This window comes from Kitasatospora sp. NPDC004272, assembly GCF_053603035.1.
On the sequence record NZ_JBSGET010000068.1, the window covers coordinates 20,963 to 42,185 of the forward strand.

18 protein-coding genes are annotated in these 21,223 nt (G+C 75.1%); 10 read left to right on the top strand and 8 right to left on the bottom strand.

The genetic code is table 11. The annotated features are described in order from the left end of the window. Positions 1-5: 5 nt before the first annotated feature. Complete coding sequence (locus ACWEO5_RS21465; RefSeq protein ID WP_452163887.1) at positions 6-212, bottom strand: DUF6011 domain-containing protein; 207 nt, start codon at positions 210-212, stop codon at positions 6-8. Positions 213-489: 277 nt separating this feature from the next. Between ACWEO5_RS21465 and ACWEO5_RS21470 the strand changes: the two genes are divergently transcribed. The 8 genes from ACWEO5_RS21470 (at position 490) to asnB (ending at position 9,629) form a co-directional block, all read left to right on the top strand. After that, entirely contained in the window at positions 490-2,172 is a 1,683-nt protein-coding gene (locus ACWEO5_RS21470) for a purple acid phosphatase family protein (RefSeq protein ID WP_452163888.1), read from the top strand. 35 nt (positions 2,173-2,207) lie between these two features. After that, positions 2,208-3,371 carry a non-hydrolyzing UDP-N-acetylglucosamine 2-epimerase gene (gene wecB, locus ACWEO5_RS21475; RefSeq protein WP_452163889.1) on the top strand — a complete coding sequence of 388 codons (1,164 nt, stop codon included), beginning with the start codon at positions 2,208-2,210 and terminating at the stop codon, positions 3,369-3,371. Next, entirely contained in the window at positions 3,371-4,015 is a 645-nt protein-coding gene (locus tag ACWEO5_RS21480; RefSeq protein WP_452163890.1) for a PIG-L deacetylase family protein, read from the top strand. Before wecB ends, ACWEO5_RS21480 begins: the two co-directional genes overlap by 1 nt. Continuing rightward, entirely contained in the window at positions 4,012-4,698 is a 687-nt protein-coding gene (locus ACWEO5_RS21485; RefSeq protein ID WP_452163891.1) for an HAD family hydrolase, read from the top strand. The genes ACWEO5_RS21480 and ACWEO5_RS21485 overlap by 4 nt, the downstream gene beginning before the upstream one ends. Next, complete coding sequence (locus ACWEO5_RS21490; protein WP_452163892.1) at positions 4,695-5,996, top strand: glycosyltransferase; 1,302 nt, start codon at positions 4,695-4,697, stop codon at positions 5,994-5,996. The genes ACWEO5_RS21485 and ACWEO5_RS21490 overlap by 4 nt, the downstream gene beginning before the upstream one ends. Then, positions 5,993-6,586, top strand: a complete 594-nt coding sequence (locus ACWEO5_RS21495; RefSeq protein ID WP_452163893.1) for a hypothetical protein — start codon at positions 5,993-5,995, stop codon at positions 6,584-6,586. Before ACWEO5_RS21490 ends, ACWEO5_RS21495 begins: the two co-directional genes overlap by 4 nt. Next, entirely contained in the window at positions 6,583-7,578 is a 996-nt protein-coding gene (locus ACWEO5_RS21500) for an ATP-grasp domain-containing protein (RefSeq protein WP_452163894.1), read from the top strand. The genes ACWEO5_RS21495 and ACWEO5_RS21500 overlap by 4 nt, the downstream gene beginning before the upstream one ends. A 197-nt stretch (positions 7,579-7,775) precedes the next feature. After that, complete coding sequence (gene asnB / locus ACWEO5_RS21505) at positions 7,776-9,629, top strand: asparagine synthase (glutamine-hydrolyzing) (RefSeq protein WP_452163895.1); 1,854 nt, start codon at positions 7,776-7,778, stop codon at positions 9,627-9,629. A 69-nt stretch (positions 9,630-9,698) separates the two neighbouring features. On the opposite strand, the gene ACWEO5_RS21510 is transcribed toward asnB, so the two are convergent. Both ACWEO5_RS21510 and ACWEO5_RS21515 read right to left on the bottom strand, forming a co-directional pair. After that, positions 9,699-10,421, bottom strand: coding sequence for a beta-glucanase (locus tag ACWEO5_RS21510; protein WP_344555475.1), 723 nt, complete (start codon positions 10,419-10,421; stop codon positions 9,699-9,701). A 140-nt stretch (positions 10,422-10,561) separates the two neighbouring features. Further along, positions 10,562-11,014 (bottom strand): MarR family winged helix-turn-helix transcriptional regulator, encoded by a 453-nt coding sequence (locus tag ACWEO5_RS21515; RefSeq protein WP_452163896.1) that lies wholly within the window; start codon positions 11,012-11,014, stop codon positions 10,562-10,564. A gap of 80 nt (positions 11,015-11,094) precedes the next feature. Between ACWEO5_RS21515 and ACWEO5_RS21520 the strand changes: the two genes are divergently transcribed. After that, complete coding sequence (locus ACWEO5_RS21520; protein ID WP_452163897.1) at positions 11,095-12,015, top strand: LLM class flavin-dependent oxidoreductase; 921 nt, start codon at positions 11,095-11,097, stop codon at positions 12,013-12,015. 67 nt (positions 12,016-12,082) lie between these two features. Here ACWEO5_RS21520 and ACWEO5_RS21525 read toward each other — a convergent pair whose 3' ends face one another. After that, a complete protein-coding gene (locus tag ACWEO5_RS21525) occupies positions 12,083-13,030 on the bottom strand; it encodes a HEAT repeat domain-containing protein (RefSeq protein WP_452163898.1) in 948 nt (315 codons plus the stop codon). A gap of 54 nt (positions 13,031-13,084) precedes the next feature. After that, positions 13,085-16,009 carry an FAD-binding and (Fe-S)-binding domain-containing protein gene (locus ACWEO5_RS21530; protein WP_452163900.1) on the bottom strand — a complete coding sequence of 975 codons (2,925 nt, stop codon included), beginning with the start codon at positions 16,007-16,009 and terminating at the stop codon, positions 13,085-13,087. 390 nt (positions 16,010-16,399) lie between these two features. Between ACWEO5_RS21530 and ACWEO5_RS21535 the strand changes: the two genes are divergently transcribed. Continuing rightward, positions 16,400-17,575 carry a magnesium and cobalt transport protein CorA gene (locus tag ACWEO5_RS21535; RefSeq protein ID WP_452163901.1) on the top strand — a complete coding sequence of 392 codons (1,176 nt, stop codon included), beginning with the start codon at positions 16,400-16,402 and terminating at the stop codon, positions 17,573-17,575. A gap of 31 nt (positions 17,576-17,606) precedes the next feature. On the opposite strand, the gene ACWEO5_RS21540 is transcribed toward ACWEO5_RS21535, so the two are convergent. From ACWEO5_RS21540 to ctaD, 3 genes are all read right to left on the bottom strand, one after another. Next, positions 17,607-18,311, bottom strand: coding sequence for a sigma 54 modulation/S30EA ribosomal C-terminal domain-containing protein (locus ACWEO5_RS21540; RefSeq protein ID WP_452163902.1), 705 nt, complete (start codon positions 18,309-18,311; stop codon positions 17,607-17,609). A 54-nt stretch (positions 18,312-18,365) separates the two neighbouring features. After that, a complete protein-coding gene (locus ACWEO5_RS21545) occupies positions 18,366-18,947 on the bottom strand; it encodes a hypothetical protein (RefSeq protein ID WP_452163903.1) in 582 nt (193 codons plus the stop codon). 128 nt (positions 18,948-19,075) lie between these two features. After that, on the bottom strand, positions 19,076-20,833 hold the full coding sequence (gene ctaD, locus ACWEO5_RS21550) for an aa3-type cytochrome oxidase subunit I (RefSeq protein ID WP_452163904.1): 1,758 nt from the start codon (positions 20,831-20,833) through the stop codon (positions 19,076-19,078). Positions 20,834-21,223: the final 390 nt, after the last annotated feature.

Here is a 21,223-nt window from a genome sequence, read left to right on the forward strand (position 1 = left end):
CGCCCTCAGGTGCCCGGCAGCCGGTCCTGGTCGATGGTGTAGACCCGGGTCGGGGCGGGGGCGTCGGCGCAGTGCCGGCCGAGCTCCTCCCAGCGGGACTCCGGGTTGCGCAGCGGGCGGTGGCAGCGGCGGCAGCGGACCACGGGGGCCGGGCGGCGCTCGACGGCCGTGCCGGGGATCGGGGGTTCGCTGCTGCGGGGCTGGTCGCTCACCGTCCCAGTTCACCACCGGGCGGTAGCGGCCGCGACAGGGGGGTGCCCGGCCGGGCCCGGTGAGCGGCCGGTCGGGCGCGGTGAGTGGCCAGCCGGGCCCGGGGAGTGCCCAGGGACCTCCAGCTTTCGTCCAGGCGATCTTCACCGGTCCGTCCGGTCGGATCGTACGACTGTTCACCGGTTGTCTGCGGGCGGGTCATCTCCGGGGATGAACCTCCATCAGGCGAAGGCGAGGTTCCGCTTCCGCACCACCAGAGACCAGCTAAGGGGAAATCCCGTGGACCTTCCCGGCTTCCGGGTGTCGCGCCGCCGGGCCGACGAGATGACCATCGCCGAGCAGTACGAGTACTGGCAGGACGTCCGCAAGGGCCTGTCGCGGCGCAGCGTGCTGCGGGCCGGCATCTTCGGTGCCGCGGCCGCCGCCGCCGGGCCGATGCTGCTCAGCCGCACCGCGTACGCCGACACGCCCGGCTCGGCCGTGGTGCCGTTCGGCCGGCACCTGGCGTTCGGCAACGACCCGGCCACCCAGATGCGGGTGGGCTGGCAGGTGCCGTCCGCCGTCGCCAACCCCGTCCTGCGGGTGGGCACTTCGCCCACCGACCTGAGCCAGACCGTGCAGGCCGAGATCCGCAACCTGCACAGCGACTACGGCACCGGCGCCCCGCTGGAGCAGTACTACGGGCACGCCGCGCTCGACAAACTCTCGCCGGACACCACCTACTACTACGCGGTGGGCCACGACGGCCTGGAGGCCGCGTCCGGCCCGGTGAACTCCTTCACCACCGGCCCCGCGGGCAGCGGCTCCGCGCTGAAGCCGTTCACCTTCACCGCGATGGGCGACCAGGGCGCCAGCAGCCAGGCCGCGCTGGAGAACGCGCAGATCACCGCGCAGAACCCGGTCTTCCACCTGCTCGCCGGCGACATCTGCTACGCCGACTCCAGCGGCCAGGGCAAGCTGACCGACAGCTACAACCCCGGGGTGTGGGACAGCTACCTGAAGCAGATCGAGCCGGTCGCCCAGTCGGTGCCGTGGATGGTCGCCACCGGCAACCACGACATGGAGTCCTGGTACTCGCCCAACGGCTACGGCGGCCACGCCAAGCGCCTGGACCTGCCCACCAGCGGCCCCACCGGCTGCCCCAGCGTGTACGCCTTCACCTACGGCAACGTCGCGGTGCTGTCGCTGGACGCCAACGACGTCTCCTACGAGATCCCCGCCAACCGCGGCTACTCGGGCGGCGCCCAGACCAGCTGGCTGGAGAAGACCCTCGCCGACCTGCGGGCCACCCCGACGATCGACTTCGTCATCGTCTTCTTCCACCACTGCGCCTACGCGGTGACCACCAACCACGTCTCCGACGGCGGCGTCCGGGAGAAGTGGGCCCCGCTGTTCGACAAGTACGCGGTCGACCTGGTCATCAACGGCCACAACCACATGTACGAGCGCACCGACCCGATCCGCGGCGGCAGGCCGACCCGCACCGCGGCCGTCGGCGACAGCGTCGACCCCGTCACCGACGGCACCACGTACATCGTGGCGGGCGGCGGCGGCGCCAGCCTGTATAGCCTGCCGGCGAACGGCGCGGAGAGCTACGCGGGTAACGTCAAGGACGTCTCCGGCGTCACCGCCGGGTACTTCGGCTCCGGCGGCAAGGTCACCGAGGCGGTCGACTGGTCCCGGGTGCGCTACCGCGGGCACAACCTGCTCGCCGTGGACGTCAAGCCCGCCGCCCCCGGCGGCACCGCCACGCTCACCGTGCGCGGCATCTCGGTGGAGGGCGCCAAGGCCGGCACCGAGATCGACCGGATCACCATCACCCGCACCGCCGCCACCGTCGACACCCCCGCCTTCGGCTCCGGCGCGCTGCTCGCCGGCGCCGCGCTCGCGGCCGGCGCCGGGTACGCGGGCTACGCCGCCTGGCAGAAGCACCGCAGCGGCCTCGACCTCCCCGTCGCCTGACCGTCTCCTGACGCATCGGATCACCTGATTACCTGATGAACGCCGCACACCGGCGGACCCCGGCCGGGACCACCCGTCCCGGCCGGGCCCCGCAGCTCACCGTCTTCGCCGGCACCCGCCCCGAGATCGTCAAACTCGCCCCCGTCGTGCACGCCCTGCGCGCCGCCGGGGCCGGCGTCCGGGTGATCGCCACCGGCCAGCACCACGACCGGCGGATGGCCGGAACCTTCTTCGCCGACCTCGGCGTCCCGCCCGACACCGCCTGGGAGCTGACCGGCGACGAACCCGCCCGCACCGGCGGCCTGCTCGCCCACGCGCTGGCCCACTTCGCCGCCGGGCCCCGGCCCGACCTGGCGATCGTCCAGGGCGACACCTGGACGGTGCCGCTGGTCGCCCTCGCCGCCCGGCGGCACGGCGTCCCCGTCGCGCACGTCGAGGCCGGGCTGCGCTCGCACAACCCGCTCTCGCCCGAGGAGAGCAACCGCACCGTCGCCGCCGACCTCGCCACCCTGCATTTCGCCCCCACCGAGGGCGCCCGCGCCAACCTGCTGCGCGAGGGCGTCCCCGCCGCCGCCGTGCACGTGGTCGGCAACACCGTGCTCGACGTGCTGCGGACGTCGGGGGTCCGAGCCGTGCCGGTGGAGCGGCGGCGCGGCGTGCTGGTCACCGCGCACCGGCCCGGCACCGTCGACGCGTACCAGCGGCTGGCCGCGCTGACGGCCACCGTCCGCGCACTGGCCGACCGGCACGGCCCGGTGGTGTTCCCGCTGCACCCGCGCACCGCCGACCGGCTGGACGCGCACGGGCTCCGAACGGCCCTGGAACACCCGGGAATCGAGCTGATCGAACCCCAACCGCACCGGCGGATGCTGGAGTTGACCGCCTCCTCGGCGCTGGTCGCCACCGACTCCGGCGGACTCCAGGAGGAGGCCGGCTGGTTCGGCGTCCCCGCCGTGGTGCTGCGCGAGAGCACGCCCCGGCCCGAGGGCGTCGCGCTCGGCCAGGCCGCACTCGTCGGCCTCGACCCCGAACGGGCGCTCGCCGCCGCCCGGCGGCTGCTCGACCCCGCCGAACAGCACCGGATCGCCGAACTCCCCTGCCCCTACGGGGACGGGCGCACCGGCGAGCGGATCGCGGAGCTGGTCGTCGAGGCGTACCGGGCCGACCGGCTCGCGCTGCGCGAACCCGGGGAGGGCTGATGCGGATCCTCGCCATCGGCTCGCACCCCGACGACATCGAACTCGGCTGCGGCGCAACGCTGTTGAAGGCCCGGGAGGAGGGCGCCCGGCTCGCCCTGCTGGTGCTCACCGACGGGCGGCTCGGCCCCGGCGACCCCGAACTCCGCGACCGCGAACAGCAGTCCGCCGCACGGCAGTTGGGTGCCGAGCTGTACCGCGGCGGCTTCCGCGACGGCGAGTTGACGCACGACGCCGCACTCACCCGGCGGATCGAGGACGTCCTCACCGACTTCCGCCCCGACCTGGTCCTCACCCACGCCCCCGCCGACTCCCACCAGGACCACCGGGCCGCCGCCCGGGCCACCGTCGCCGCCGCCCGCACCCACCCCCACCTGCTGCACTACGAAGGCCCCACCACCTTGGACTTTCAGCCCACCGTCTACAGCGACGTCACCGGACACGTCCCCGGCAAGCTCGCCCTGCTGCGCCACCACCTCTCCCAGGTGGTCGGCTCCCGCCGGGTCGACCTCGACGCGCTCGCCGCCCAGGCCCGCTTCCGCGGCTTCCAGGGCCGCCTGGAGGCCGCCGAGGCGTTCACCGCCACCCGCAGCCTGCTCAGCCTGGGCGTCGGCGCGGTCACCGTGCCCCGCCAGGTGACGGCATGACGGCGCGGCCGCGCTGCCGGGGCGTCCTGCTGGACCTGGACGACACGCTCTACCCGCAGGCCGCCTTCCTCGCCGCCGCCTGGGACGCGGTCGCCGCCGCCGGGCCGGCCCCGCTGCGCGCGCCGCTGCGGGCCGCCCTGGACGAGGTGTGCGCGCAGGGCAGCGACCGGGGGCGGATCGTCGACCGGGCGCTGGAGCGGATCGGGATCGCGGACCGGGAGCTGGCCGCAGAACTGGTCGGCGTCTTCCGGGCGTTCCGGCCGGCGCTGCTCGACCCCCACCCCGGCGTCGCCGAGCGGCTGGCCCGGCTCGCCGAAGCCGTCCCGCTGGTGGTGCTCACCGACGGCAACCCGCCGCAGCAGCGCGCCAAACTCGCCGCCACCGGCCTCGCGCCGCTGCTGCCGCAGGTGGTGTGCACCGACGAACTGCCCGGCGGCCGGGCCGCCCGCAAACCCGCCCCCGACGGCTTCCGGCGCGCCCTGGAACTGCTCGGCCGCGCCCCCGGCGAAGTGCTGATGGTCGGCGACCGGCCGGACAAGGACGTCGCCGGAGCGGCCCGGCTGGGCATCCCGGTGATCCGGGTCCGGCAGGGCGAGTACCGCCGACAGGCCGACACCGGAGCCGAATCGGCCTCCCTCGCGACCGCCGCCGAGGCGCTCGACCTCGTGCGGGAGGCGCTGTGAGGAGGCCCTGGCGGCTGCTGCCCGCCCTGGCGGCGGCCGGACTGCTCTGCTGGCGCCCGGTGTGGGCGCACCACGCGCTCGCCGCGCTGCTCGCCGCCGTGTTCGGCCTGTACCTGCTGCGGCACCTGGTGCTGCTCGCCGGCGCGCTGCACGCCCGCACCGAACCGGCCACCGAGGTTGGGGAGTTGCCGAGCGTGACGGTGCTGGTGCCGTGCCACGACGAGGCGAGGGTCGTCGACGGTCTGACCCGGGCGCTGGCCGCCCTCGACTACCCGGCCGACCGGCTCGACGTGGTGTTCGTCGACGACCGCTCCGCCGACGACACCGGCGACCGGCTGGAGCGCGCCGCCGCCGGGCACCCCAACTGGCGGGTGCTGCGCCGCGCCGCGGACGCCGCCGGCGGGAAGTCCGCCGCGCTGAACGAGGCGCTGGAGCTGGTCCGCGGCGAGATCACCGTGGTCTTCGACGCCGACCACCAGCCCGAACCCGGCTGCCTGCGCGCCCTGGTGCGGGTCTTCGACGACCCCGGCACCGCCGCCGCGCAGGGCCGCTGCGTGGTCCGCAACCCCGGCGACAGCCTGATCGCCCGGCTGGTCGCCGTCGACTACCTGTGCGGCTACCTGGTCAACATGGCCGGACGGCGCAGCGCCTTCGGCCTGCCCGCGTACGGCGGCGCCAACTGCGCGGTGCGCACCCCGGTGCTGCGCGCGCTCGGCGGCTGGAACACCGACTCCGTCACCGAGGACACCGACCTGACCGTCCGGGTCTGGCTCGCCGGGCACCGGGTCGGCTACACCGAGGACGCCGTCGACACCGAACTCGCCGTCACCACGCTGCGCGGCTACTGGCGCCAGCGCTACCGCTGGGCGCGCGGCCACCAGCAGGTCTGCGCCGACCACCGGGGCCCGCTGCTGCGCTCCCGCCACCTGGGCCCGGCCGGCAAGGCGGAGGCGCTGATGTTCCTGTACCTGTACCACGTGCCGGTGTTGTGCGCGGTGGCGCTGCTGCTGGCGGGCGTCGAGGCGTCCTGGCCGGGGCTGGCGCTGACCGTGCCGCTGTGGCCGCTCGCCCCGCTGATGCTGGCCGGGCCGGTGCTGGAGATCGGCGGCGGCCTGATCCGGGCCGGGACCAGGCGCCGGGAGGTGCTGCTCCTGCTGCTGTTCCCCGCGCTGTTCGTGCTCTCCGTGCTGCTGTGCACCCGGGCCCTGATCGACCGCCGGATCGGCTCCGCGTACTCCTGGGTGAAGACCGAGCGCACCGCGGCGGCGCCCAACGCGGCGATCGGAGCGGGGCTGTGAGGACGGGGAAGGCGCGGGCGGGAGCGGTGCGGGTGGACGGGGCGGCGGCGGGCGCGGTGCGGGCGCGGTCGGCCGTCGGCCCGGCCCGGCCGGTCGCCCCGGTGCTGCGGGTGCTGGCCGTCGTCGCCGCGACCCTCGCCCTCGGCCGCTGGGCGGCCGGGCCGGTCACCCGGGCCGAGGCGGCCGCGACCGCGGCGGCGGCCCGCTGGTGCGGCCTCACGTCGGCCCGCCAACTGCCCGGCACCGACCTGGTGCACGGCTTCCACGGCCACCAGCCGTTCTTCATCCGGATCAGCCCGTCCTGCTCGGCGCTGACCGTGGCGGCGGCCTGCGCGGGCGTGTCGCTGCTGGTCCTCGGCGGGAGCCTGCGCCGGCGGCTGGTCGGCGCGGCGGCCGCGGCGGCGCTGTTCACCGCGGCGAACCTGGCCCGGCTGGTGGCCGTGCTGTGGGTCGGCCAGGACTACGGCATCCCCACGATGGTCGGCTTCCACGACTGGGGCGGGACGCTGTGGTCGTACCTGATGCTGCTGCTCGCGGTGCTGCTGATGGTCGCGCTGCGGATCGAGAGGCGTGCGGGGGAAGCGAGTTGACGACGGACGAGCGGGAGGCGGAGATGACCGTGCGGGTGCTGGTGACCGGGGGCGGCGGCCCGGCCGGGGTGGTGCTGGCCCGGGAGGTCGCGCGGGCCGGGATGGTGCCGGTGGTCGGCGACGCGGACCCGCAGGGCGCCGGGCTGCACCTCGGGTACGAGGGCGCGGTACTGCCGTCGGCGCGGGACGGCGGGTTCGGGACGGCGCTGCTGGGCGTCGCGGTGGAACGCGGGTGCGCCGCCGTGGTGGTGACGGTCGGCGAGGAGCTGGAGCAACTCGCCGGACGGGAGCGCGAGTTCACCGACAAGGGGATCGCGGCCTGGTTCCCGGGGGAGCGGACCGTCACCGCCTGCCTGGACAAGTGGGCCTTCGCGGGGGCGATCGCCGGGATCCCCGCCCCCGGCACGGCCCTCGGCGGGCCCGGCGCCCTGCCCGGCCCGTGGATCGTCAAGCCGCGCCGCGGCCGGGGCTCGCGCGACGTGCACGCGGTCCACGACCCGGCGGACTTCCCCACCCTGCTGCGGCGCGTCCCGGAACCGATCGTGCAGACCCTGCTGCCCGGACGGGAGTTCACCGCGGACTGCCTGATCGGCCGGGACGGCACCGTGCACGCCGCCGTCCCGCGCTGGCGCACCCAGGTGCGCGGCGGCATCGCCACCCGGGGCACCACCTTCGCCGACCCGCGGGTGGACGAGCTGGTGGAGCGGCTGACCGGGGCGCTCGGCCTGACCGGACTGGTCAACGTCCAGGGCTTCCTGGCGGCGGACGGGCCGGCCCGGGTGGTGGAGGTCAACCCGCGCTGCTCCGGCGGCCTGCCGATCTCGCTGGCGGCGGGCGCCGACCTGGTCGGCCAGTACCTGCGGCTGCTGCTCGGCGGGGCGGCGGACCCGGCGGCGCTGCGCTACGAGCCGGGGGTGACCACGGTGCGCAGCTTCACCGAGCACCGGGTGCACGGGTTCGGGCCAGATGTGCGGGTGGCCGAAGGGGGTTGAGGGGGCGTCGGCGCTGGTGGGGCGGGGAGCGCGGATGGCCCGAACTGTGCGTACATGACCAACACTTGGTTGTCGAATGCACCCATCGCGCCTAGCGTCGTGGCGCCGGCGCGGCCGTACGGGAGACGGCCCCGCCCCCGCCACCACCACCGGGGCGGCGCGGCGCCGGCTCTTTCGAGGAAGGGCCACCACCTCGCATGTGCGGGATCACCGGATGGGTCTCGTTCGACCGGGACCTGAGCACGGAACACGCCACCCTCGCCGCGATGACCGCCACCATGGCCTGCCGCGGCCCGGACGCCGCCGGCGTCTGGCTCGACACCCACGTCGGCCTCGGCCACCGGCGGCTCGCCGTCATCGACCTCGACGGCGGCCGCCAGCCGATGGCCGCCGAGCACGACGGCCGCACCGTCCTCGTCACCACCTACAGCGGCGAGATCTACAACTACCGCGAACTGCGCGCCGAACTGACCGCCCGCGGCCACGCCTTCCGCACCGAGAGCGACACCGAGGTCGCCCTGCACGCCTACCTGGAGTGGGGCGAGGCGTTCACCGAGCACCTCAACGGCATGTACGCCTTCGCGCTCTGGGACCCGCGCACCGAGGAACTGCTGCTGGTGCGCGACCGGATGGGCATCAAACCGCTCTACTACTGGCCCACCCCCGACGGCGTGCTGTTCGGCTCCGAACCCAAGGCCATCCTCGCCCACCCCGCGGCGCGCGCCGTCGTCGACGCCGAGGGCCTGGCCGAACTGCTCGCCCTCACCAAGACCCCCGGCCACGCCGTCTACCGCGGCATGCGCGAACTCAAGCCCGGCCACACCCTGCGGGTCCGCCGCCAGGGCATCACCGAACGCCGCTACTGGGCGCTGGAGTCGTACGAGCACACCGACGACCTGCCCACCACCATCGCCACCGTCCGCGAACTGCTCGACGACATCGTCGCCCGCCAGCTGATCGCCGACGTCCCGCTGTGCACCCTGCTCTCCGGCGGCCTCGACTCCTCGGTGATCACCGCGCTCGCCGCCCGCGGCCTGGCCGCCGCCGGACGGGGCCCGGTGCGCTCCTTCGCCGTCGACTTCACCGGCCAGACCGAGAACTTCGTCCCCGACCAGCTGCGCGGCACCCCGGACGGCCCCTACGCGCACGCGCTGGCCGAGCACGTCGGCTCCGCGCACCGCGACATCGTGCTGGACACCGCCGACCTGATGGACCGCCGCAACCGGGACGCCGTGCTCGCCGCCCGCGACCTGCCGAGCGGCCTCGGCGAGGGCGACACCTCGCTCTACCTGCTGTTCAAGGCGATCCGCGAACAGTCCACCGTCGCGCTGTCCGGCGAGTCCGCCGACGAGGTGTTCGGCGGCTACCTGTGGTTCCACCACCCGGACGCCGTCTCCCACGACGGCTTCCCCTGGATGTACGTCCTCGCCAAGGGCTTCACCGGCGGCACCCCCCGGCTCGGCCCGCACTCCCTGCTCGCCCCCGGCCTGCTCGCCAAGCTCGACCTCCCCGGCTACCGGGACGCCCGCTACCGCGAGGCGCTCGCCGAAGTCCCCCGGCTGGCCGGGGAGAGCGGCCACGAACGCCGGATGCGCGAGATCAGCCACCTGCACCTGACCCGCTTCGTGCAGAGCCTGCTCGACCGCAAGGACCGCGCCTCGATGGCCGTCGGCCTGGAGGTCCGCGTCCCGTTCTGCGACCACCGCCTGGTCCAGTACGTCTTCAACACCCCCTGGGCGATGAAGAACTTCGACGGCCGGGAGAAGTCCCTGCTGCGCGCCGCCGCCCGCGACGTGCTCCCCGAGGCCGTCGCCCAGCGCGTCAAGAGCCCCTACCCCTCCACCCAGGACCCGCGCTACGCCGAGGCGCTGCGCGCCGAACTCGGCGAACTGCTGGCCGACCGCGACGCCCCCGCCCGCGACCTGCTCGACCTCGCCGCCACCCGCACGGCCGTCGCCGACGCGCCCGGCACCGACCTGCGCAACGCCGGCGAGGTGGTGCTGCTGCTCGACGGCTGGCTGCGCCGGCACCGGGTGTCGCTGGAGCTGTAGGGCACGGGAGCCTCGGGGCGTCGGCGGGGCGGGGCCGGACGGGTGCGGGCCGCCGCCGGCCCTCCGGGGTCACCGCGGGCGGCGGACGGTCAGGCCGCGGCAGCGCCAGGACAGTCGGCGGGCGTTCGGGCGCGGGCGGCGGTGGCCGTAGCGGCCGCCCGCGACGGACAGGTTGACGATGATCCAGGCCCGCCAGTCGGGGCCGACGCCGCGGCCGTCGGCGTGCACCTCGCGGCCGTCCAGCTCCCAGCGGACCGAGTCGGTGCCGAAGGTGCAGGCGACGGCGAACCAGCGGCCCGGCGTCACCAGCCCGTCCAGGTAGGCCGGGTCGCCGGGGCGGACGTGGTTGCTCAGCTCCAGCAGCCGCGGGTGGTCGTCGTGGTACTCCAGCACGTCCACCTCCCCGTGGCCGGTCTGCGGCCGGCCGGGGGCGGCGTCCCGCCCCCAGGTCCAGATCGCGGGCCAGACGCCCTGGTCCGCCGTCACCTGGCAGCGGGCCTCCAGCCGGTCGCCGGGCCGCAGTTCGAAGCCGCCCGCGGTGCCCTCGGTGGTCACCAGCGGGGTGCGCCAACTGCCCGCGTTCTCCCGCAGCGCGGTGAACCGGTCCCCGTCCGGGCCGTAGCCGGGCACCAGGTGGTCGAGCTTGTTGTCGCCGGTGTTGCGCCCGCCCGGCGGGTACGCGGAGGAGGCCCCGGCGGCCCACTGCGAACGGTCCGAGAACGGGGCGTCGAACACGACGGGCGCCGAGGAGGGGTCGGCGGGCGGGGACGGGTCGGACGGCGGGGTGGTCATTCGGTCACGCTCCGGCGGTGCGGTGGAGGACGGGCAACCCGGGGCATTCCCGGCGAAACGCCGCGTCATCCCCCGGTCGCCGGGCGCGCGGAAGTGCGCCGGGGCGTGCGGTGGCACACTGCGGCACGCCACCGCCGGTTTCAGGACTCCCGGTCGTCGGCCCCGGTGGCGAGGACGCGCAGGGCGGCGAGCAGGGCGGCCGCGTCGGGTGCGGGCAGGGCGGCCAGGAACTCCCGTTCGGTGCGCAGCCGGACCTCCTCCGCCCGGTCGAGCAACTGCCGTCCCCGGTCGGTGAGTCGGACGGTGTTCTTGCGGCGGTCGGCGGGGCTGCGGACCCGTTCGGCCAGCGACTTCGCCTCCAGGGCGTCGACCAGCGCGACCATCGTGGTGCGGTCCACGCCCAGCCGTCCGGCGGCCTCCTGCTGGGAGAGCGGGGTACCGGCGGCCAGTACGGCGAGCACGGCGAGTTCGCGCCCGTCCGTGCCGAGCGGGGCGAGCGCCCGGGCGGAGGTCTCGGTGTAGCGCAGGTGGGCGTGCTTGAGCAGGTAGCCGAGCCGGTCGGTGAGCTGCTCGGGGCGGGCGTCGCTGGTCATGGGGCGAGGATAGCTGGGGCCGCTGATGTTCACGGGGGGCGATAGTCAGCAGCGCTGACGATCGGCTAGGCTGACGAAACATGGACCGACTCACCCCGCCGGAGGTCACCTTCGGCGTCAAGACCACACCCATGCGCGTCGGCTACCCCGAGATCCTGCGGGTCTGGGAGGAGGCCGACGAACTCCCCGAACTCGCCGACGCCTGGCTCTGGGACCACCTGATGCCCCTCGTCGGCCCCAAGGACGGCGACGTCCTGGAGGGCTGGACCCTGCTCAGCGCGCTCGCCGCCCGCACCCGGCGGCTGCGGCTCGGCCTGCTGGTCACCGCCAACCCGCTGCGCCACCCCGCGCTGCTCGGCAAGATGGCCACCACCGTCGACGTCCTCTCCGGCGGGCGGCTGGTCATGGGCCTCGGCGTCGGCGGCACCCACCAGCCCGCCGGGGCGGGCGGCATCGCGGGCGAGAACCCCGCCGTCGCCGAGTACGCCGGCTACGGCCTCGACCTGGTGCCACCCGGCGAGGGCATCGCCCGGCTCGCCGAGACCGTCGAGGTGCTGCGCGGCATGTGGAGCGGCGAGGCGTTCGACTACGCCGGGCGCTGGACCACCCTGACCGGCAACCACAACCGGCCGGGCCCGGTGCAGCGCCCCGGCCCGCCGATCCTGATCGGCGGCTGGGGGACGAGACTGCTGCGCCTGGTCGCCGAACGGGCCGACATCTGGAACGTCCCCGGCCCGCCGCACAACGACGTCGCCGCCGTCGCCGAACGCGCCCGCGTGCTGGACGCGCACTGCGCCGCGATCGGCCGCGACCCCGCGACGCTCACCCGCTCCGTGCAGTACATCGTCTCCTACCAGGACCCGGCCCGGGACCGGGCCGTGCTCGCCGAGCTGATCGCCGCGGGCTTCACCCACCTGGTGCTGAGCCTGCGCGCGCCCTACCCGCCGGGCGTCGCGAAGTGGCTGGTGCAGGAGATCGTCCGGCCGCTGCGCGGGGAGTGACGCGCGCTCGGGCGGTGGGCGTTCAGGCGGTGGGCGTTCGGGAGGTGGGCGCTCGGGCGGTGGGCGTTCAGGCGGTGGGCGGGAAGTCGGCGTCGACCAGGGCGGCCGCCCGGGACGGGTCGTGCCCGGCGCGGCGCAGCAGGCCGTCCAGGAGGTAGCTGCCCGGCTCGGCGGGGTGGTGGACCTCCAGGCGCAGGTCGGTGGAGAAGCGGTCCCAGGCCAGCGCGGCGTCCAGGTCGGGGCGCCGGACGGCCAGTTCCTCCAGCAGCCGCCAGGCCAGCGCGGAACGCTCCTCGCGCCGGGCCGGGTCGCAGGCTTCCAGGGCCGCCGCGATCCGCCGGTCCTCCGGCCGCTCCACCGCCAACTCGGCCAGCACCGGCAGCAGTTCGGGCCGGCCGAGGACCGCGGCGGCGGACAGCGTCAGCGGGTGCGGCTCCACGTACGTCTCCAGCAGGTCGATCAGCCGGGGCAGCACCGACGCGTCCTGACGGTTGGCCAGGCCGCGCACCGCCTCCTCGGCGACCTCCTCGTCCTCGTCGTCCAGCCGCTCGTGCAGCGCGGCCCGGACCGCCGGGCCGTACGCCTCGCCCTGGGTGCCGAGCCCGAACACCGCCGCGTCCCGCACCGGCGGGGCCGCGTCCCGGCTGAGCGCCAGCAGGGCGCGCACCCGGGGCGAGTCCCGGACCGGCTCGCCCACGAACGGCAGCGCCTTCGCCACCGCCAGCCGGACGGCCCCGTCCGGGTGCCCGGCCAGGTCCAGCAGCACCGGCAGCGCCCGCTCGTCCTGCGCCGCCCCCAGCACGTCCACCAGCACGGACAGCGCGGGCCCGTCCGGCTCCCGCCCGGCCCGGGGCAGCACGGTGGCCACCGCCCAGGCCCGCAGCGCGTCCGCCCCGGGCGCGGTGCGCGCCGCCAGCCGCCGGTAGCCGGCGGCCCGTTGGGAAGGCTCGGCGGATGACAGCAGGGCGGCCGCCGCGCGCAGGTCGTCGTCCGGGGCCCAGGTCTCGTCGCTCACCCGGCCGAGTGTGGCCGGTCCGGGCGGGCGCCCGCCACGGGATTACCGGGCCGGTCAGGCCGGGCGGGTGGCCGCCTCCAGGGCGATCAGGACGGAGCGGTACGTGCGGCCGGTGGCGTGGTCCATGCCGATCTCGCACGTCCGGTTGGCGCTCAGGTGGTCGTCGAAGTTCCGGGCGAGCACCTCGGCGGCCTCCTGCCGGGTCGCCGAGGCGGTCAGCTCCTCGTGCAGCAGGCCGCGGTCGCCCGCGAAGCCGCAGCACTCGGCGTACACCGGGGTCACCACCTCGCCGCTGACCGCCCCGGCGACGGCGGCCAGGTCGCCGACCACGTCCAGGTGGCGCATCGAGCAGGTGGGGTGCAGCACGGCACTGGCCAGCGGGGCGGTGACGGTCAGCTGCGGCAGCAGGCCGGCCGCCCAGCTGGTGGAGTCGACGACGGTCAGCCCGGCGTGGCGCTCGCGGTTCTCCGCCGTCAGGTACGGCAGCACCTCCTCGGCGATGCCGAGCGTGCACGAGGAGGCGTCGACCACCAGCGGCAGCTCGCCGTGGCCGGTCCACTCCCAGGCCCGTTCGACGATCCGGTTCGCCATCAGCGCGTTGCCGTCGTCGTACCCCTTGGAGTGCCAGATGGTCGCGCAGCACGTCCCCGGCAGGTCGGCGGGGATCCACACCGGCTTCCCGGCCCGCCGGGAGACGTCCACCACCGCCTGCGGCAGCGAGGCGTGCCGCCCGCCGCCGGTGGAGTCGAAGATCCGGTTCACGCAGGCCACGTAGTAGACGGCCGCCGCCTCCGCGCGCGGCCCGGTGGGCGGCAGCGCCTTCGCCGCGCCGGACGGGATCTCCGGCAGCCAGGCCGGGACGAGGTCGGGCCGGACGGCGGCGCGGGCCAGGCCGGTGGCGCCGGCCAGCAGCCGGTCGGGCAGGTGGGCGGCCGCGGTCAGCCCGGTGCGGGCGGCGGCCTCCAGCAGCGCGAAGCGGTCCGCGGCCGTCGCGGCGTTCCGCTCCTCGAAGGCGGAGTGCCGCCGGTGCCGGAACTCCTTCATCAGCGCGCCGGTGTCGATGCCGACCGGGCAGGCCAGCTTGCAGGTGGAGTCGCCCGCGCAGGTGTCCACGGCGTCGTAGCCGTACGAGTCGAGCAGCTCGTCCAGCACCTTCGAGCCCTCCTGCTGCCGGGTCATCTCGCGGCGCAGCACGATCCGCTGGCGCGGCGAGGTGGTCAGGTCGTGGCTGGGGCAGACCGCCTCGCAGAAGCCGCACTCGATGCACGGGTCGGCGATCGCCTCGACCGTCGGGATCGACTTGAGGCCCTTGAGGTGGATCTCCGGGTCGCGGCTGAGCACCACCCCCGGGGCGAGGATGCCGTGCGGGTCGAACAGCTCCTTGATCCGCCACATCAGCGCGGTCGCCCGCTCGCCCCACTCCAGCGCCAGGTACGGCGCGAGGTTGCGCCCGGTGGCGTGCTCGGCCTTCAGCGCGCCGTCGAAGCGCTCGACGGTCATCGTGCAGAACGCGTCCATGAAGGCGGCGTAGCGGCGGACGTCCTCGGGGCGGGCGGCGTCGAAGGTCAGCAGGAAGTGCAGGTTGCCGTGCGCGGCGTGCCCGGAGACCGCCGCGTCGAAGCCGTGCGCGGCCTGCAGTTCGAGCAGCGCCGTGCACGCCTCGGCCAGCCGGGCGGGCGGGACGGCGAAGTCCTCGGTGATCAGCGTGGTGCCGGACGGGCGGGACCCGCCGACGGCCGTCACGAACGCCTCCCGGGCGTGCCAGTACCCGGCGGCCACGGCCCGGTCGCGGGTGAACTCGTTGTCGGCGGAGGCCACCGGGCGGACCAGGTCCAGTCCCCGCACGACCCGGCGGGCGGCCCGCTCGTACCCGTCGAGGGTCTCGTCGTCCGGGGCGCGGAACTCCACCAGCAGGGCCGTCACCTCGCGCGGGACCCCGGCCCAGTCGGCCGGGACGCCCCGGACGGCGGCCAGCGCGCGCAGCGTGTTGCCGTCCATCAGCTCCACCGCGCGGGCGCCCAGGCCGGTGAAGTCCGGCACGGCGGCCGCCGCGGCCGCCAGCGACGGGAAGAACAGCAGCGCGGTGGAGGTGCGGCGCTCCAGCGGCACCGTCTCGAACACCGTGTCCGCGATGAAGCCGAGGGTGCCCTGGGAGCCGACCACCAGGCCGCGCAGGATCGCCGCCGGGGTGTCGCCGTCCAGCAGCGCGTCCAACCGGTAGCCGTTGGTGTTCTTCAGCTCGTACTTGGCCCGGATCCTGGCCACCAGCGCGGGGTCCGCCTCGACCTCCCGCTTCAGCGCCAACAGGCCCTCGCAGAGCGCCGGTTCGGCCTCCCGCAGCCGCTCGTCGGCGTCCGCCGCGCCGGTGTCCACCACGGTGCCGGACGGCAGCACGAACGTCACCTCGGACAGCAGCCGGTACGAGTTGCGGGTGGTGCCCGCCGTCATCCCGCACGCGTTGTTCGCCACCACCCCGCCCACCGTGGCCACCCGCCCGCTCGCCGGGTCCGGCCCCAGCAGCCGCCCGTGCCGGGCCAGCGCCGCGTTCGCCCGCAGCACCGTGGTGCCCGGTGCGATCCGGGCCCGCACCCCGTCCGGCAGCAGCCGGACACCGGTCCACGCGCGGCGGACGTCCACCAGGACGTCCTCGCCCTGCGCCTGCCCGTTCAACGACGTCCCCGCGGCCCGGAACACCAGGGTGCGGCCGTTGCGGTGCGCGTACCCGAACACGGCCGCCACGTCCTGGACCGTCTCGGCGAGCACCACCACCTGCGGCACGAAGCGGTACGGGCTCGCGTCGGAGGCGTACTTCACCAGGTCCGACACCTTGCTCAGCACCTTCGCCCCGCCCAGCAGCTCCGTCAGACCCGCCCGCAGCGGCTCCGGCGTCCCGGCCGCCCGCGCGTCCGGGACCTTGTCCGGCGAGTCCAACAGCTCGGCGGGGCGCAGCAGTTGCGGGGACGGGACGAAGAGCGGCACGGCGCAGGTCCTTCTCGCGGAGGTCCGGGGGAGGGGCGGGGACGGTCCGTCGACCCGCCGCGCCCAGCCTGGCACCCCGACCGGCCGGAACGGCCGCACGACGCGCGGGGCTAGACTGGGCCGCGGTCACGACGCCCCCCGGGCGTCCGGGAGGCGCAGGAGGTGAGAGCGGTGGAGTGCAGTAGTCCGGGCCGAAGTCGGCCCCGCTCCGGGAAGTTCCCACCCGTTCCCGGCCCCCGGCAGCACCGCCCGCGCCGCGCCGCCCGCTGAACCCCGCGTTCCGCACCGGCACCGCCCCGCGCCGCGTCCGCCACCGGGGCCCGCCGCCCGTCCCGCTCCGCCCCGCTCCTCGGCCCGGGACCGGCGACACAGACCCGTGGAGGTACCGCCGTGTCCGACTGGCGTGTGCGCGCCGTGCGCGCGAGCAAGCGACCCTTCAGCCGCACCCCCGCCCGGCGCCCCGCCGACCGCGCCGCGGCCCCCGAACACTCCATGGACCCGCGCTCCGACCAGGGCCACGACACCGACCAGCCCGGCGCCCTGGAACGCTCCGTGGTCGACGCCGCCGTCTACCGCGACGGCCACCGGATAGAGGCCCCCGCCGGCCTCGCCGAGATCTACCGCGAACTCCCCGGCAAGCCCGGCACCATGGCCTGGATCGGCCTCTACCGCCCCGCCGAAGCCCAACTCATCGAAGCCGCCGAACAGTTCGACCTGCACGAACTCGCCCTGGAAGACGCCATCGTCGCCCACCAGCGCCCCAAACTGGAACGCTACGGCGACACCCTGTTCGTGGTGCTGCGCGCCGCCCGCTACCTCGACGACGTCGAGGAGGTCGACTTCGGCGAGATCCACCTCTTCGTCGGCCCCGACTTCGTCCTCACCGTCCGGCACTCCCAGTCGCCCGACATCTCCATGGTCCGCAGCCGCCTCGAAGCCGACCCCGACCTGCTCGCCCTCGGCCCCGAAGCCGTCCTCTACGCCGTCCTCGACGCCGTCGTCGACGGCTACGCCCCCGTCATCGCCGGCCTCCAGCACGACATCGACGAGATCGAGACCGAAGTCTTCGGCGGCGACCCCGAAGTCTCCCGCCGCATCTACGAACTCTCCCGCGAGGTCATCGAGTTCCAGCGCGCCACCGGCCCCCTGCTGGAGATCCTGCGCGCCCTCGAAGGCGGTTTCCAGAAGTACGGCACCGACGAGGAACTCCAGCGCTACCTGCGCGACGTCGCCGACCACGCCACCTACGCCGCCGAACGCGTCGACGGCTTCCGCCAGATGCTCCAGAACATCCTCACCGTCAACGCCACCCTCGTCTCCCAGCGCCAGAACGAGGAGATGAAGCAACTCGCCGAAGCCGGCCACGCCCAGAACGACGAGATCAAGAAGATCTCCTCCTGGGCCGCCATCCTCTTCGCCCCCACCCTCATCGGCACCGTCTACGGCATGAACTTCGAGGAGATGCCGGAACTCCACTGGGTCTTCGGCTACCCCTTCGCGATCGGCCTGATGGGCGTGGTCTGCGTCAGCCTCTACCTGATCTTCAAGCGCCGCAACTGGCTGTAGCCGACACCGGCGGAGTGCGGCGTGCGGGTTTTCAGGCCGGGGTGAGGAGGGTGAGGTGGCCGTCGAGGCGGCGGTAGAGGACGCGGCCGCGGTGGGTGGCCGGGTCGGTGTAGAAGAGGTAGGGCAGGTCGGCGGTGGTCAGGCGGGTGGCGGCCTGCCGGTCGGTGAGCGGCGGGGCGGGGTGCGGGCTGAGGGTGAGCGGGGTGGCGCGGTGGCGGGGCGGGCCGGCGGGGAGGGTGCGGGCCAGGCGGTAGCCGGTGGGGCCGATCCGGTGGACGACGGCGTCGGTCTCGGTGGCCGGGTCGGTGAACAGGTGGATGTCGTAGTCCATCGCGTCCAGGGTGCGGACCGCCGCGTCGGGTGAACACCACACCAGGACGGGCGACTTGACGCGGACGATGCGGGTGGAGAAGGACGCCGGCGGGGTGGGCGCGGCGGCCGGCCAAGGGCGGGGGCGCCAGCTCGCGGAGACGGAGCGGACCCGCTGGCGCAGGCCCTCCGCGAGCCGTTCGGCGGCCTCGCCCGCGGTCCGGGCGGCGAGCTGGACCCGGACCCGGCGCCCGTCGACCTCCGCGTTGACCTGGGCGAGCACCCGTTCCGGCCCCGCGGTGAGCCGGACCCGGACGGCCTCGACCAGGGCGGAGGCGTCCCGGCCGGCGGCGGTGATCCGGGCCCGGGCCAGGGCGAGCGCGTCACCGGGCAGGGGCAGGGGCAGGGGGAGGGAGGAGGTGGACACGGCGGGTGCTCCTTCCGGGAGGGAGGGGAGGGGAGGGGCGAGCGGGACGGCGGGTCAGTCCGTCGTCGGGTGGTTCGAGCGGGCGGGCCGGTGCGGGTGGGGGCGGTGCAGGGAGACCAGCAGGATCAGCAGGCAGAGCCCCACCGAGGCGGCGACCGTCAGGACGGCCGGGGCGGTCGGGCCGGGCCGTCCCGCGAGCAGGGTGGCGGCGGCCGAGGCGGCGGCCGCGATCGCGGTCAGGGCCGCGGTGAGGCGGACGGCGGTGGTGGGGGCGGGCGGGGCGGCCGGGGGTCGGGCGGGGAGGTGCGGGGGGTCGGGGCGGAGCAGGGCGTCCCAGGTGCGGGCCTGTTCGCGCTGCTCGGCGCGGTGTTCGGCGGCCGCCGCCCAGCGCAGCGCGGTGCCGGTGAGGGCGCCGGTCAGGGCCGCGCCGAGCGGGGCGTACCAGGGCAGCGGGGTGGTGAGCAGCAGCGCGGTCACGGCCAGTGCGGACCACCAGGCCAGGCAGGCGGCGGCCGCGAGGCGTGCGGCGCGCGGACGGTCGGGCCCGGCCCGCAGGTCGAGCAGCGCGGGCAGGTACCAGGCGCTGCCGGCGGTGGTCAGTGCGGCGGTGCCGAGGGCGAGGACGGGGTGGGCCACGGCGGTTCGACCTCCAGGACGTCCGGGGCGGGAGGGAGGGGCGGGGCGGAGAGGGAAGGAGGGGTGCCGTCCGCGGTCGCCTCCGTGGCCGGGGAGGGGAGGCGACCGCGGACGGCGGCTGGGGCCCGTCAGTCGGCGGGCGGGGCGGGGAGGCGGCGCGTTCCCCGGGCGGGCCGGTCGTAGTGGGCCGGGGCGGTCCCGTCCAGGTGCGGGGCCGGGGTGCCGTGGTTGTCGAGGTAGTCGGCGGCGGCGACGTCCGGGTGGTGCAGGTCGAAGGCCGGGGATTCGGAGCGGATCCGCGGCAGGGTGGTGAAGTTGTGCCGCGGCGGCGGGCAGGAGGTGGCCCACTCCAGCGAGCGGCCCCAGCCCCACGGGTCGTCGGCCTCGACCCTGGGCGCGTACTTGGCGGTCCGCCAGACGTTGTAGAGGAACGGCAGGATCGACAGGCCGAGCAGGAACGAGCCGATGGTGGAGACGGTGTTCAGGGCCGTGAAGCCGTCCGAGGCCAGGTAGTCCGCGTAGCGGCGCGGCATGCCCTCGGCGCCCAGCCAGTGCTGGACCAGGAAGGTGGCGTGGAAGCCGACGGTGAGCGTCCAGAAGCAGATCTTGCCGAGGCGCTCGTCCAGCATCCGCCCGGTCATCTTCGGCCACCAGAAGTGGAAGCCCGCCATCATCGCGTACACCACCGTGCCGAACAGCGTGTAGTGGAAGTGCGCGACCACGAAGTACGAGTCGGAGACGTGGAAGTCCAGCGGCGGGGCGGCCAGCAGCACGCCGGTCAGGCCGCCGAACAGGAAGGTGACCAGGAAGCCGGTGGCCCACAGCATCGGGGTCTCGAAGCTCAGCGAGCCCTTCCACATGGTGCCGACCCAGTTGAAGAACTTCACGCCGGTCGGCACCGCGATCAGGAAGGTCATGAAGGAGAAGAACGGCAGCAGCACCTGCCCCGTCACGTACATGTGGTGGGCCCAGACGGTGACGGACAGGCCGGCGATGGCGATGGTGGCCGCGATCAGGCCGGAGTAGCCGAACATCGGCTTGCGGGAGAACACCGGGATGACCTCCGAGACGATGCCGAAGAACGGCAGCGCCAGGACGTACACCTCGGGGTGGCCGAAGAACCAGAACAGGTGCTGCCAGAGCATCGCCCCGCCGTTGGCCGGGTCGAAGACGTGCGCGCCGAACTTGCGGTCGGCTTCGAGCGCGAACAGCGCGGCGGCCAGCACCGGGAAGATCATCAGGATCAGCACGGCGGTCAGCAGCACGTTCCATACGAAGATCGACATCCGGAACATGGTCAGGCCCGGCGCGCGCATGCAGATGATCGTGGTGATGAAGTTGACCGCGCCCAGCACGCTGCCGAACCCGCCGAACGCCACGCCCATGATCCACATGTCGGCGCCGATCCCCGGGGAGTGCACCGCGTCGCTCAGCGGCGCGTAGGCGAACCAGCCGAAGTCCGCCGCGCCCTGCGGGGTGAGGAAACCGGCGGCGGCGATCAGCGAACCGAACAGGAACATCCAGTACGCCAGCGCGTTCAGCCGCGGGAACGCGACGTCCGGGGCGCCGATCTGCAGCGGCATCATCCAGTTCGCGAAGCCGGTGAACAGCGGCATCGCGAACAGCAGCAGCATGATCGAGCCGTGCATGGTGAACGCCTGGTTGAACTGCTCGTTCGAGAGCAACTGCGTTCCCGGACGGGCGAGTTCGGCGCGCATGACCAGGGCGAGCACGCCGCCGACCAGGAAGAACGCGAACGCCGTGACCAGGTACATGGTGCCGATCGTCTTGTGATCGGTGGTGGTGAGCAGCCGCACCAGCGTGCTGCCCGGTGTGCGTCGGGGTGCGGCCTCGGCCGTACCCCGACTCGCCTCGATGGCAGCCATCGGCCGCCCTCCTTCGTGCCGCGTCCGGGGGCCGGGCCCGTCGGGGCCCGGGATGCGCCGCACCACCCGGCGGGGCGTCCGGGGAGCGGCGCGACCCCGCCGAGCGGCGGCGCTCCATGCTCGTCCGCGGCCGACCCGCCGCCCCAGGGCCGATGGTCCCGCCGGCGGCGGCCCGAGGGCCCGCCTCCCGGAGCGGTCCCGCGCCGAAAGGCCCTGGTCGGACGGGGACTGACGGCCCGCCGGGAGCCGGTGCTCCGCCGGGCGGCGGCGGCCGGTTCGGGCAGCGGGGGGACGGCTCAGAAAGTGTGGGGTAATTAGCTGATTACTGATCGTTGAGGTCGTCGGCGAGGCGGCGTGCTGCTTCGGTCTCGATGGGGCCGCGTGGCTCGA

Coding starts and splice junctions, on each gene's coding strand:
- ACWEO5_RS21515 (WP_452163896.1), bottom strand. CDS start 11,014: ATGACCAGCGACGCCCGCCCCGAGCAGCTCACCGACCGGCTCGGCTAC.
- ctaD (WP_452163904.1), bottom strand. CDS start 20,833: ATGGCTGCCATCGAGGCGAGTCGGGGTACGGCCGAGGCCGCACCCCGA.
- ACWEO5_RS21480 (WP_452163890.1), top strand. CDS start 3,371: ATGCGGATCCTCGCCATCGGCTCGCACCCCGACGACATCGAACTCGGC.
- ACWEO5_RS21485 (WP_452163891.1), top strand. CDS start 4,012: ATGACGGCGCGGCCGCGCTGCCGGGGCGTCCTGCTGGACCTGGACGAC.
- wecB (WP_452163889.1), top strand. CDS start 2,208: ATGAACGCCGCACACCGGCGGACCCCGGCCGGGACCACCCGTCCCGGC.
- ACWEO5_RS21520 (WP_452163897.1), top strand. CDS start 11,095: ATGGACCGACTCACCCCGCCGGAGGTCACCTTCGGCGTCAAGACCACA.
- ACWEO5_RS21510 (WP_344555475.1), bottom strand. CDS start 10,421: ATGACCACCCCGCCGTCCGACCCGTCCCCGCCCGCCGACCCCTCCTCG.
- asnB (WP_452163895.1), top strand. CDS start 7,776: ATGTGCGGGATCACCGGATGGGTCTCGTTCGACCGGGACCTGAGCACG.